This is a genomic window from Chryseobacterium ginsenosidimutans, assembly GCF_039536845.1.
Taxonomy (GTDB): domain Bacteria; phylum Bacteroidota; class Bacteroidia; order Flavobacteriales; family Weeksellaceae; genus Chryseobacterium; species Chryseobacterium ginsenosidimutans_B.
Window position 1 is genome coordinate 61,536 of record NZ_BAAAZJ010000005.1, and the last position, 13,914, is coordinate 75,449.

Genomic DNA, 13,914 nt, shown 5'->3' on the forward strand with positions numbered 1-13,914 from the left:
GGAAGGTTTATTTTTATTTTTAGAAATGATTATAAGAGAATTGTTTCTTAATCTGCACCTGGATAATCATACGTTTTCACAGGGTGATTTGTACCATCGATATTGATGTTTAAAGCAACATATAGGAAATGAAAATTTTGGTTTGAGGATGCATTAAATTCTCTTTGCCAAAGATATCCTGCTGCAACTCCAACACTATTATCGATCTGATAACCTCCTCCCGCATAAACTCTGTTTCTCGCGAAAGTAGGCTTCATCGGACTTACAAGGAAAATCTCATCATATACGTTCGCGAAAATAGTTCCCTTTTTCACTTCTTTTGCGTTTAAAGGTACACTTACATTCAAACGGTAACGGTAACGCATTCTTTGTGAACTTTTATCCGTCTGAGGCTCGTAGAACCAACTTTTCTCTGCACGAAGACGGTTTTCAAATTTTACAATACCTTTTTTAATATCGATTACATCCTGAAGCCAAACTCTGAATTCTTCTTTGTTGATTGCATGCTCTTTATAAGTTGCATATCTTCCCAAACCGATAAAAGGTTTATGATTTTTGGTAAGATAATATCCTAATCCACCTTTTATTTCATAATAATCAGGATAAGTAAATTCTTCAATACTTCTCATTTGACCTTCAGCATAAAGGAAAAATTTCGGATGAAACTTATAAGTTAAAGTTACCGCACCAAATCCGGAAATATGTTCCTGTGCCTTGAAAAATGTAATACTCAAAAGTAAGCTTAAGCTTAAAAACAGTTTCATCTAAAAAAATTTTTGCAAATGTAAATGAATTAACAATTTCGTAATATTAACTTTAATTCATTATTCATTAACATTTACTTAATATTAATATTGTAAGAAAACCCAATATGGAACCATCTTTGCGGCATTGCAACTCCAAAAGTTTCTGTATATGAAGTATTTGTTACATTATTAATTAAAACATATACTGAAATTTCTTTTTTAACAAAACTTAATTTTTCGTCCAACAGATTATAACTTCCGTTATTCATCCTCTGATTATATCGGTAAACAAGTTCGTTGGTAAAGTTTTTGAGGAATTTTGTTTCTAATTTTGCAATAAACTGATGCTTCAGGTTATCCAAGAGATATCTTGCAGCAAATTCGCCGACAGAATTTAATTTATTATCCAAATAAGTATATCCGATCGAATATTTTAACCAATTATTGAGTCGGTGATTAAGTTCAAATTCAACTCCTTTACTGCTTGTATCGCCAATATTCTGAGCATACCAAACAGGATCATTCAACGATATTTTTGTCCAGTCTATAGAATTATGAGAGTCCCTCAGAAAACCACTTACTTTAGCTAAAATATTTTTACTCTGATATTGATATCCAATTTCTGCAGAAACTGCATTTTCAGGCAATAAATTTGGGTTTCCAACCTCAGTATTACTTTTATAATAAAGATCGGTAAAAGTAGGAACTCTGGAAACTCTGGAAATATTTCCGTAAATTTTATTGTTTTGGTTAAAGTTATAGCCAACATCTAAACCTGGATAAAAAAAGTTTCCTACAGTAGAATAATTTGCCCATGAAATTCCTGGACTGATGTTTAATTTTTTGTCGAATAAAGAAAAATGATGTTCAAAGAAAACCTGCGAAACAAAACGATTTCTGTCTCCTAAATTATTACTTGCCAGAAATTCTTTTCTCAGTTCCACACCAACTCCTGTCGTTCCCAATCCCCATTGATAACTGGAATTCACTTCTCCGCCTACATTATTTCCAATGTGCATATTTCTGTAGATTTCAGGTTTTTCTCTGTTGTACAAATACATATCCTGCCCTCTTCTCCAATATACATTAGAGTGAATTTTCAGGTTTCCGAACGTCTGCTGATGCGCCAGACTCACCACAGAAGCCTGTGTTTCCTCATATTGATCCACAGCTTTCGGAGAGGAATAAAATCCGTTTGCACCAAATCTTTTCTCTGAGAAACCAGCCTGCAATCTGATGTCTCCGTCTTTTATATTTAATTTACTCTGATAAAAAATATTTCTGATCTCATAATCCGTATTGTACATATACCCCTGAGACGAATTGGAATTTGCCTGAAGAGAATTTGAAAATTTTTCATTTCCTAATTGAGCATTCAATCCAAAACCATAGGTTTCATAATCTCCGCCTTCTGCGCTTATTTTTATTCTTTTTCCGATATGAGTTTTTGTAATGACATTAATTACTCCGGCATAAGCATTCTGTCCGAAACGTCTTGCTCCAGGACCTTTTATTACTTCTATTCTTTCAACATCTTCAAGATCGATCGGCAAATTCATAGAATTGTGACCTGTTTGAGAATCACTCATTCTGATTCCGTTTAAAAGTAAAAGAACCTGCTCAGAAGAACTTCCGCGAAAAGCAATATCACTTTGAACACCGTTTGCTCCTCTCCTTCTGATATCCATTCCCGGAACTTGCTGAAGGATCTCGTCAATACTTTTTGCAGGAGAATTTTCGATTTCTTCTCTTGTAATAACGGTAATGTTTTGGTTGGCAATTTTATAAGGAATAGAAATTAATTTTCCCTGGATCTCAATACTGTCAATATCAGTTGATTTTTCCTGTGCGTGTGCAAAAAACAATGTTCCAAGGAAAAAGATGCTTCCTACTTTTTTAATCATATTTATCAGAATTATTCTCAGTTAGTTTCGTGAACCCAAAAGTAGTGGAGTTCGGGAAGACATACAAATGATAGTTGTCATAAAAAAAGATGCAGTTTTCGGCTGCATCTTCCTGGGAGTAATTTCGTTATCTTTTTCTCATTAAATGTGTAACAAGATCTCTGAATAATTTTCTCATTTCTTTATTACATATTTATGAATACAATTTTAACAAATTTTAAAATACAAAACAATACTTCGAACTTAAAAAAACATAAAAATCATAAAATTTAACATTGAGAATCAGTCATATGCGATGAATAATATTTTCAAATTAATAACTGTTTAAATTTTCACAGTATTAAATTATCATTAATACGAGTTTTTCATTTTCAAACCAAAATATTGTTTAATTTTTTGTCTATAAAAGACCGATTGCAAGTCTTTAAAAACATTTTAAATTTTAACAATTTTGTATTAATTATAAAGCATATTTGTAATGTTTATATTGAAAAATAAACCTTTCGATAAAATAAACCTTTAAGAGTATGTTTAAATTTGATTCAAACATTTTAAAATTTACTGCTGATTTTTTAACGCAAAGATTTATTCAACAGCACTTAGTATAAAGTGAGCAAAGATGAATCAACAAGTTGGTTTGATGAAGTACTGTTTTCATGTTTCGCGAAGCAAATTTTATTTGCCTTTGCCTTCTAAAAATGATGCGGAATGTAAATATAATCTTTGCGTTAAAAAGAATAGCGGATTACGCTTGAAAGAGGTCTTAAGTCTTTCAATACAAAAGCCTTCATTTTCAAGAAATATAAAAAGCAGATTTAAAATAAGATTACAAAAATTTGTAATATAAAATTTAAACAGGCTCTAAGTATAATTAATAAAATCATATTTATTCAACCCAAAAAGCAAAGCCAAATCTTAATATTTTTAAGTCCAAAATGAAAATATTAATCACTCAAATTTCATCTAACTTAAATCATAAAAAATCCACTAAAAATTCGTAATTTTGTTAGTCTTAATTTTACTATGGCTAATACAACAGATATAGATATTAAAAAGCAGATTTTCGTTAAGAATGCACATCTTAACAATCTGAAACACATAGATGTTCTTATCCCGAAAAATAAACTCATCGTCATTACAGGAGTTTCCGGAAGCGGAAAATCTTCATTGGCTTTTGATACCATTTATGCAGAGGGACAGAGAAGATATGTTGAGAGTTTAAGCTCTTACGCCCGTCAGTTTTTGGGAAAATTAGAAAAACCGAAAATTGATGATATTAAAGGTTTGGCACCTTCCATCGCTATCCAGCAGAAAGTAATTTCTTCGAATCCACGATCAACTGTGGGAACTTCGACGGAAATTTATGACTATATGAAGCTTCTTTTTGCGAGAATCGGGAAAACATTTTCTCCTGTTTCGGGTGAAGAAGTGAAAAAAGATTCGGTGACTGATGTGGTAGATTTCATTAAAGCGTCTAAAAAAGATACTTCATTTTTATTGACAGCGCCGTTGGAATATGATGCTGCCAATTTTGGGGAAAATCTAAATATTTTAAAGCTTGCCGGTTTCACACGATTGGAAATCAATGGAAATGTTGCCGGAATCGAAGATTTAGAGAGTTTTGGTTTCACACCGGAAAAGGGAATGGAAATCAATCTGGTAATCGACCGTTTTTCTTATGAAGAAGATGAGAGTTTCCTTCAACGTCTGGCAGATTCTATTCAGATGGCTTTCTATGAAGGTCGTGGATATTGCTCATTAAAAGATGCTGAGACAGGAAAAACCAAAGAATTTTCCAATAAATTTGAGCTTGACGGAATAGAATTTCTGGAACCTAATGTTCATTTTTTCAGTTTTAATAATCCTTACGGAGCTTGTCCGACTTGTGAAGGTTACGGAAAAGTGATCGGAATTGATGAAGATTTGGTAATTCCGAATAAAACATTGTCTATTTTCGAAGATGCCGTTGCATCATGGAAAGGTGAAAGCATGAGCGAATGGAAGAAAGATTTCATTAAAAAAGCGAAAGACTTCCCTATTCATAAGCCTTATCATCAATTAACCAAAGAACAGAAAAAATACCTTTGGAAAGGAGACGGAAAAAGCACATTCCCGTCAATTGATAATTTCTTCAAAATGCTTGAGGAAAATTTATACAAAATACAGTATCGTGTCATGTTTTCACGCTATCGCGGAAAAACGCTCTGTCCGACTTGCGAAGGTTTAAGACTGCGTGAAGAAACGACTTGGGTGAAAATTGACGGATACAATATCCAGTCGATGATCGAGCTTCCTTTGGATGAGCTTTTCCCTCTAATCAACAGCTTAAAACTATCTGTTCACGATCAGGAAATTGCCAAAAGATTATTATATGAAATCACAACCCGCCTTGAGTTTTTATTAAAGGTAGGTTTAGGATATTTAACATTGAACAGAACCTCAAATACCCTTTCAGGTGGTGAAAGTCAGAGAATTAACTTAGCAACGAGTCTTGGAAGTTCTTTGGTGGGTTCTATTTATATTTTGGACGAACCCTCAATCGGTCTTCACTCAAGAGACACGGAAAACTTAATTGGTGTGCTAAAAAACCTTCGCGATCTTGGAAATACGGTAATCGTTGTAGAACACGATGAAGACGTGATGAAAGCCGCAGATTATATCATTGATATCGGTCCGGAAGCGGGTTATCTAGGTGGTGAATTGGTTTTTTCAGGTGATTATAAAGAACTGAAAAATGCAGATACTTTAACTTCAAAATATCTTACAGGCAGATTGGAAATCGAAGTTCCGGCAAAGCGTAGGAAGGCAAAAGAATGGATCAACATAAGAGGAGCCCGTCAAAATAATCTTAAAAATATTGATGTAGATGTTCCTTTGGAAAATCTTGTGGTAATTTCAGGAGTTTCCGGAAGTGGGAAATCTACTTTAATGAAAGAAATTCTTACGAATGACATCCAGATTCAATTGGGAATGGGCGGAAAAAAAGGTGATTATGATTCTGTGGAATTTCCTAAAAAGCTCATCAAACATATTGAATTGATAGACCAAAATCCGATCGGAAAATCTTCCCGTTCGAATCCTGTAACGTATTTAAAAGCTTACGACGACATCAGAGATCTTTTTGCAAAACAGAAAGTATCAAAAATGATGGGATATAAGCCAAAACATTTCTCTTTCAATGTTGATGGCGGAAGATGTGATGAGTGTAAAGGTGAAGGTGTGATCAATGTTTCGATGCAGTTCATGGCAGATATCGAGCTTGAATGCGAGGTTTGTAAAGGAACCCGGTTCAAAAATGAAATTCTGGAGGTGAGATTTGATGAGAAGAACATTTCGGACATTCTTCACATGACTGTTGATGAAGCTTTAGAGTTTTTTAAAGATAATAAGGAAGATAAAATTGTGACCAAATTAAGACCTTTACAGGATGTTGGTTTGGGATATTTACAGCTGGGACAGAGTTCTTCTACCCTTTCCGGCGGTGAAGCACAGCGTGTAAAACTGGCTTCATTCCTTGTAAAAGGTGTTACGACGGATAAAACTTTATTTATTTTTGATGAACCTTCAACCGGACTGCATTTTCATGATATTCAGAAATTATTGAAATCTTTGCAGGCATTGATAGATTTAGGACATTCTGTGATTGTTATTGAACATCAGCCGGATATTATAAAATCCGCCGATTACGTTATCGATATCGGTCCTGAAGCCGGAAAATATGGTGGAGAAGTTGTTTTTACAGGAACTCCTGAAGATTTAGCAAAAAATAAAAAATCTCATACAGCGAAGTATATTAAAGAAAAGCTGGTGAATTAAAATAAGAAGAGAGTCAAAATTGACTCTCTTTTTTGTTTTGTTTAAAGACAAATTATATTAATTTTTACACGAATAGCACGATCTTAAATTTGTAAAAAGTATTTGTGACATTAGTGTTTAAAAAATAGTATACAAAAACGGACTTTTTTGAATAAAAGTTTCATCATCAATTTGGGAAACCAAAAATTCCGCAAGATCTGTTGCACTGATATTTTCTCCTTTACAATCTTCCAGGTTTGTTTCTGTCAGAAAACTTTCCGGGGTTAAATTAATCATTGGAAGCCTTACCAAAGTCCAGTCTAAGTCACTTTCTGTGAGAATTTCATATTCTTTTTGTTTGTCTGCTGTTGTTTTCGGATAGTTTTGATACATCCAGTCTGTTGCCATTTTTACTTTTTCATTTTTGTGGTCAAATGGTGTATCTACATTCAAACCTGTTGTAACAATATATCTTTTAATCCCATAAAAATCCATTGCTTTAATAATGTTTTTTGAAGCATCACCAAAGATAGATTCCTCCCCTTTTGGCTGTCCCAAAGTACTTATGACAACAGTGCAGTCTTTAATTAAATTATCGATTGATTCATAATCTCTTGCATCTCCTTTAACTATTTGTATCAAGGGATTTTTAAGTATAAAATTCTCGGGATTTCTTAATAATAATTTGATTGGGTAATTTTTATCTAAAAGATTTTGAACAAGATATTTTCCCGATTTCCCTGTTCCGCCTATTACGGCAATTCTATTTGTTTTCATAATATTCTCTTTATAATTGATTGAAAAATCTCAAAACGACAATTTTGCCTTTTTGATTTTTTAATTTAAAATAGTAGATTGTTCAGGCTCATGAATTTGAACCTTAAGTTTCAAGCAATAGAATTATGCCTGAATTATTGGATAATATTTATAAAGAGATTTTAATGACTTAAAGATAAGAATTTTCCTTTATATAACTAATTATTTTGCAGGAACTTAATTATTAATATTTTACAAGTAATTTATTCGGTAAATATTCAAATAAAAGTTATCCACAAAAAATTGTTAATAACTTGTGAATTTTAACATTTAATTCATTGTTGGTAAGAAATTTATTCCTACATTTACTATGTAATAAATCTGAAATGAAATCAATTTTTGCTTTTTTCAGCTTTGAAATTGCAATTAAATTTATAAAAATTTAAGCACAGCATTGTCGGCTGTGCTTTTTTATTGTTGTCTAATTAAAAAAATGAGATGTATTTATCTACTGAATCTGCTCCTAAAGAGCAGATTCTTTCATCTCTCATTATTTCTAATATTTTCACAACTAAATTAATAACTTTGGATGACTATGGTCTTATAGTTCAATGGATAGAATAGAAGTTTCCTAAACTTTAGATCCAAGTTCGATTCTTGGTGGGACCACAAACAGCAAAATGGCTCAATTTTAGATTAAAATGGAGCCATTTTTATTTACTGTTACTGATATCAGAACTTGAAAACCATTCACCAACAACTGTGATGCTACTGCCCTGCCAATATTAACCGCTCCAAGAATTCCTATTGTATCCATAGTTAAATATTTAAGAATCGATTAGTGGCTAGTGTTATGCTATAACATACCAATAGCTTCAGTTTTTCAATGTTTTTTAAAAACCAAACATACCGCCAGAGACGCTAATTTGTTCTCCTGTAATCCAGGCTGCATCATCAGAAGCCAAAAATACCGCAGCTTTCGCAATATCTTCGGGCTGACCTCTACGGCCAAGTGGTGTATTGGCAACAAACATTTTTTCATAATCACTTCCCTTGGTAACGCCTGCACTTGTCGCACCCTCTGTTTCTGTAGCACCCGGCAAAATAGAATTGATACGAACATTCTTTGAACCTAATTCTTTCGATAATGCAATGGTGAAGGCATCCAATGCCGCCTTAGTTGAAGAATACAAAGAGGCATTCGGAAGAGGATATTTGCTTGCGCCTGAACTGATATTAATGATATTGCCACCCTTATCGCCAAACAATTTCAAAGCCGCCTGGATTGTCAATATAGGCCCTAACACATTAACATTGAAACTCTGATGAAAAGCTTCTATCGATATTTGCTCAATAGGTGCATATCCTTGGGCAACTGCATTATTTACCAAAATATCTAAGGTTCCGAAAGCCTTGTTTGTTTCTTCAAACAGTCTTATTACATCGGCTTCTTTTGATACATCAGCCTGTACAGCTATGGCCATGCCACCATTATCTGTTATAGATTTCACTACATTATCAGCATTCTCTTTGCTTGAAGCATAATTTACAACAACCTTTGCACCTTCTGCTGCAAAGTGTTTGGCAATAGATGCACCTATTCCTTGTGATGAACCTGTAACTACTGCTACTTTGTTTTTTAATTTACTCATTTTTTTATGACTATTTTTGTCCGTTAATATTCTTCAGATTTTTGTTCTGAAACTTGTACAAAGATGCAACCCTGTGATGAAATATTATTTGACATACATCATTAAGTAGGCTTGATATGGATCAAGTCAGGTTGGTGACGTAAATCAAATTGATCTGATAACTAATTGTAATATTGTAAATTAAGATAGTATTGGAAAACTAAGGAAACAGAAACTGTCAATATCAAAACTGCATAAAATTACTTATAGACCAAATATTCTATTCGAGCAAAACGTTTTTTAGGTAGGAAATTGGCAGAGAAAGCAAATTGAAAAACCAATAGGTTTAATATGAAAACCCATGAATATGATTGATAAAGATTGATGAATTTAGAATTGCTATGTTTTACGTGGTTTCCTGGCTGATTATTATAAAAAGTTCTCATTCAGGGAAAAAGCTGATATATAACCTTTAATTTTATTAGTCGCCATTCATTATGAGTTATACGTTTATAAAAAGAAATTATTTTAAAAAGTTTTTCTTTATCCTGCTCAAAGTTTCCGGTGATAAACCCAGATATGAAGCGATCATATTCTGTGGAAACCGTTGTAGGAAATGAGGATAACTTCTGACAAGTTCCTCGTACCGCTCTTCAGCCGTATAACTATTTGAGGCCAGCATTCTTTTTTGAGCTGCAATAGTGTAATTTTGATTGATAACATTCGCCATCGCTGAAAAGGCGGGAATATGCTTTAGAAACTGCTCAATTTCAGCATTACTTGACTGTAATATCTCAAGTTGCTCCAGTGCTTCAATATTAAAACGACTGGGAGTTAACAGGTAAAAGCTTTCAAAATCGGCCAGCCACCAATTTTCCACAGATAGTTTCAGTATGTGTTCATGTCCCTTATCATCTACCGCAAATGTTCTGGCAGATCCTCTTACAATAAACCCAATGTATTTACATACATCCCCTTCCTGTAAAAAATATTGTCGTTTTCGAAGCTTTTTAGGTTTGAAATGTGCCATCAACAAACGCTTATCGTCTTCTGAAAGCAGTTTGCCTGATGTTTTTTCTATGTAATCGAAAAACACTGGAAAATCAGACATCGTTTAAGTAATTTATCGCAATTTACTTAAACTATCCGATAAACTAAAAAATAAATATTCTAAAATTTGAGATACACTACCATAAATTTACAGCTAATAAATGCCATTATAATTTTCTTTATTAAAAAAATATAGAAGTATCAACTTTTCCTAAAAAATAGTAATTCCACAAATTAAAACGCTTTGGGTTTCAATACAATTCTACGCCAAATGAATATTATACTTTTATGTAATATTTGAATAACCGGCACTCTAAATATTTACAATCATCCCTTTGTAACCATGTTTTTTTTATTCTCATCATTAAAAAAACTGGAGATATGTAATAAGTCTCAATAAATCATCTTTCGTAAAAATGTGCTATTACCTACTACTTTTGTATCCGTATATTATCGTTTTAAAATCAGAAATTTGTCAAATAAATTATTAATCAATTAATTGTCAGCAATGAAACATTATAATGATATCAGCAGTTTCAGCAGAGACGTTGGAGTTGAAATCCCTGAACATCCTTTGTTCGGAATCACTTTTGGGCACAAAAGCGACGGCAGTATTGATGATATGATTTTTACAGCGGATTTTTATATCATTTCTTTTCAGAAATTTATATCAGGTAGTATTACTTACGGTAAAAAAGAATTCGACCACGAACGTGGCAAAATGATTTTCTTCAAACCACATCAGACCGTTACCTTCAAAAATGTAAAATCAGAGGATGGATGCTTTCTGATTACAATAAAGGAAGATTTTTTAACTGGTACAGCCTTATTCAAGGACATTAAAAGTTATGGTTACTTCGATTATGAGACCAACGAAGCTTTGTATCTGGCACCAAGCGAAGAAGAAACAATCTGGAATCTTGTACGTACCATGCATAAGGAATCATACAATAATACAGATGATTACAGCAAACCGATTCTCTTAGCTCATCTTGGAACTCTGCTTACATACTCACAACGTTTTTACAAGAGGCAGTTTATCAACCGCATTGAAACCATCAGCGCTTATGCCAGCAGATTTCAGCAATTGCTTAATGATTATTACAATGAAAAGAAAGTACATGAATACAGGCTTCCAACGGTTTCTTACATGGCAGAAAAATTTAATGTATCTCCCCGTTATCTGAGTGACCTTTTAAAACAGGAAACCGGAAAAACAGCTCTTGAGCTGATACATATACATTTAATTAAAGAAGCTAAAAATCTTTTAACAGAAGGCAAGATGAATATATCGGAAATCTCTTATTCTTTGGGATTTGAGAATCCAAATTATTTTGCGAGATTATTTAAAAAAGAGGTAGGAATTCCGCCTAATGTTTTCAAAGACAACCGTTCAAATTAAATTCATTTTTTAAGCATTTTTAACCTTCGGGAAACTGGGGTTAGCTATGCATTTGCCTTAATCTAGGACAATCAACAATATTGAACTCTAAAAATAAATTATAATGAATACAGAAACACAACAATTATTCGAGACCTTTCGCTTTAAAAACGGAATAGAAACCAAAAATAGGATTGCTATGGCACCAATGACAACCTGGGCAAGTAACGATGATTATACCGTGGCGGATGATGAAATCAGACATTACGCGGTCCGCAGTGCAGACGTGGGAATGGTGATTACAGGTTGTACCCGGGTAATGGCAAACGGAATTGGGTTTCCTAATGAATATGCTTCTTATGATGACTCTTTTCTACCCGGTCTTAAAAAATTGGCTATTGCTACAAAGAAAAACGGCGCTCCGGCGATACTTCAGATTTATCATGCAGGAAACAAGGCCGTGTTGGAACTTATTCCGGATAATGTTCCTGTCAGTGCAAGCGCCGTGGCATTGGTACCATCAGCATTTTACGAAGGTGGTGTGGTGTCACATGAGCTTTCGCACGATGAAATCCTCGAAATGATAAAAGCTTTCGGAGAAACTACAAGAAGAGCTATAGAAGCGGGTTTTGACGGAATAGAACTGCATGGGGCGCACGGGTTTCTGTTACAGAATTTCTTCTCGCCATACTATAACCAACGAACTGACTATTGGGGCGGATCTGCAGAAAAACGTATGAACTTTACTTTAGCCGTGATTAAAGAAATTCAGGACGTTATCAAAAAGTATGCAGACAGACCATTTCTGATAGGATTTAGAATATCTCCTGAAGAGCCGGAAAGTTACAGGGTAAGAGATACATTTCCCTTTATTGACAAATTAATTGAATCAGGTATAGACTATCTGCACGTTTCATTGTTCAGCCTGCTGTATCAAAAACCAATTGATGAAGAAAACGGAGATACCACTATACTCAAATTGATACTCGATCATGTAGGTGAAAGAATTCCTGTAATTTCTGCCGGGGGCATCTACCAGGCTCCTGATGCTATTGAAGCAATAAACTTAGGATTATCTATGGTCGCCATCGGACATGCACTAATCATCAATCCAAATTGGGTAAATCTTTTATCTAAGGGAGAGAAAGCTGATGAAATTCTTAGTATGTCGAAAGCCGATGAACTTGCTGTACCTAAAAAACTACAAGCTTTCATTAATGTAGCTACAGGATTTTTTCAAGTAACAGAATAATCAAAGACTGTTTTAATAAATAAAAAATATTGAAGTAAAATTGTCATAAAACTTAATTTTAATGGTTTCAATTTAAGACAAGGTTCGATCAATATACCCGGATTTCATCTCATTTGAGTGGAAAATAGCATAGAAAAAAATTCACTTTAAGTAGAAAAATAAGTAGAAGTCTTTTGATTTTCATCAGAAGACTTCTACTTAAAACTAAACATTTAAGACTTCGATTTTATTCTTAAACACTCTAACCGGTTTTAAAAGACACAATTCATTGACAGAACTTTGAACGTTTCAGGAACAATGGTAAAAAAATTCCAAAAATAGAGGATAGCTATTTTGAAAAAGATCAGGAAGTATAAGTTCTTTTTTCGCAAAACTTTTCCTGTGAATTGCTTTTGTCAAACTATCAGATGCTATTTGAGAAAGTGAAATCTGTTGTTTTATGTGTTCTATAAAATCCATAAGCAATCATGGTGCTAAAGTATTTAAATAGAGTGCTTGCCTTGGCATATAAAATCAAAGATTAGAAAAAAGCTTAGTAATGCCTGTTTTGTTTTGCTTAACGAACGAAATCATCTATGAACGTGTCCATAGATATACTCGTTTTAGTTCTTTTGGTTAAAATATTTTTTTTTAAAGCGCAATGTAATATACTTTTTAGTATATTTGCAATGCAATTTAACAAGCTATGTTAACAAAAGCAGAAAAGACCAAACAATTTATTCTCGAAACAGCTATACCTTTATATAACAAGAAAGGTATTTCAGGTGTCAATATTGATGATGTTCTAGCTGAAACTAAAGTGACAAAGGGCTGTCTCTATGGTCATTTTGAAAACAAGGACGATCTAACAAATCAAGTAGTAGACCTTATGCTGAAAAAAGTTTCAGACCGGATGAGTCTGGCAGTATTCAATGCCAAGACCACCAAAGCGAAAATTTCAGCCTTTCTGGATTTTTATAAAGACCCGATAAATACATATATTTCAGGAGGATGTCCTATATTCAACACTGCTGTTGAAGCGGATGACAATTTTCCGGTAATTAAGCAAAAAGTGGCAGGATTGATCCGTTTTGGTCAGGAGAGACTTACTACCATTCTGAAGGATGGTATTGAAAAAGGAGAATATTCCTCTAAGCTCGACCCAGTTGTTTTTGCATTCAAGCTGGTAGCATCTGTAGAAGGTGGTATTGTGATGTGCCGGACAATGGATACTATGAAGCCCATGCATTCATTAATAAAAAGTCTTAAAGCAGAATTAGAGCAATACAGAGTTTAATTTTTTTATTTAAAAATATACTTTTTAGTATATTTTTAAATAAACATTACTATAAAAAACAAATTAATTTCCGGTTGGAGACAGCAAACAAATACACAGTTTGGTCAATCCAATCATAGAACA

Annotated in this window: 10 protein-coding genes and 1 tRNA gene; 5 read left to right on the top strand and 6 right to left on the bottom strand. The window is 33.4% G+C overall.

Annotation, left to right across the window (positions count from 1 at the left end):
• Positions 1-47 precede the first annotated feature (47 nt).
• Together ABD745_RS07240 and ABD745_RS07245 are read right to left on the bottom strand one after the other, a co-directional pair.
• A complete protein-coding gene (locus tag ABD745_RS07240) occupies positions 48-764 on the bottom strand; it encodes a DUF2490 domain-containing protein (RefSeq protein WP_344827404.1) in 717 nt (238 codons plus the stop codon).
• 74 nt (positions 765-838) lie between these two features.
• Positions 839-2,650: a TonB-dependent receptor plug domain-containing protein gene (locus tag ABD745_RS07245; RefSeq protein WP_344827406.1), complete on the bottom strand. Its 1,812-nt coding sequence runs from the start codon at positions 2,648-2,650 to the stop codon at positions 839-841.
• Positions 2,651-3,673: 1,023 nt separating this feature from the next.
• Between ABD745_RS07245 and uvrA the strand changes: the two genes are divergently transcribed.
• Positions 3,674-6,466: an excinuclease ABC subunit UvrA gene (uvrA, locus tag ABD745_RS07250; RefSeq protein WP_344827409.1), complete on the top strand. Its 2,793-nt coding sequence runs from the start codon at positions 3,674-3,676 to the stop codon at positions 6,464-6,466.
• Between the two features lie 117 nt (positions 6,467-6,583).
• Here the strand turns inward: uvrA and ABD745_RS07255 are convergent, their stop codons facing one another.
• Positions 6,584-7,222, bottom strand: a complete 639-nt coding sequence (locus ABD745_RS07255) for an NAD(P)-dependent oxidoreductase (RefSeq protein ID WP_344827412.1) — start codon at positions 7,220-7,222, stop codon at positions 6,584-6,586.
• 576 nt (positions 7,223-7,798) lie between these two features.
• Between ABD745_RS07255 and ABD745_RS07260 the strand changes: the two genes are divergently transcribed.
• Positions 7,799-7,870, top strand: a tRNA-Arg gene (locus ABD745_RS07260).
• 22 nt (positions 7,871-7,892) lie between these two features.
• Here the strand turns inward: ABD745_RS07260 and ABD745_RS07265 are convergent.
• The 3 genes from ABD745_RS07265 to ABD745_RS07275 all read right to left on the bottom strand — a co-directional run bounded on the left by ABD745_RS07265 (position 7,893) and on the right by ABD745_RS07275 (position 9,943).
• Positions 7,893-8,018 (bottom strand): hypothetical protein, encoded by a 126-nt coding sequence (locus ABD745_RS07265; RefSeq protein WP_344827415.1) that lies wholly within the window; start codon positions 8,016-8,018, stop codon positions 7,893-7,895.
• Between the two features lie 76 nt (positions 8,019-8,094).
• The gene (locus ABD745_RS07270) at positions 8,095-8,853 is read right to left on the bottom strand and encodes an SDR family NAD(P)-dependent oxidoreductase (protein WP_344827417.1); all 759 of its coding nucleotides are present in this window, start codon (positions 8,851-8,853) and stop codon (positions 8,095-8,097) included.
• 502 nt (positions 8,854-9,355) lie between these two features.
• A complete protein-coding gene (locus ABD745_RS07275; protein ID WP_344827420.1) occupies positions 9,356-9,943 on the bottom strand; it encodes a Crp/Fnr family transcriptional regulator in 588 nt (195 codons plus the stop codon).
• A gap of 447 nt (positions 9,944-10,390) precedes the next feature.
• Between ABD745_RS07275 and ABD745_RS07280 the strand changes: the two genes are divergently transcribed.
• The 3 genes from ABD745_RS07280 (at position 10,391) to ABD745_RS07290 (ending at position 13,791) form a co-directional block, all read left to right on the top strand.
• Entirely contained in the window at positions 10,391-11,284 is an 894-nt protein-coding gene (locus tag ABD745_RS07280) for a helix-turn-helix domain-containing protein (RefSeq protein ID WP_344827423.1), read from the top strand.
• 103 nt (positions 11,285-11,387) lie between these two features.
• Entirely contained in the window at positions 11,388-12,515 is a 1,128-nt protein-coding gene (locus ABD745_RS07285) for an NADH-dependent flavin oxidoreductase (RefSeq protein ID WP_344827425.1), read from the top strand.
• 685 nt (positions 12,516-13,200) lie between these two features.
• Positions 13,201-13,791, top strand: a complete 591-nt coding sequence (locus ABD745_RS07290) for a TetR/AcrR family transcriptional regulator (protein WP_344827428.1) — start codon at positions 13,201-13,203, stop codon at positions 13,789-13,791.
• Positions 13,792-13,914: the final 123 nt, after the last annotated feature.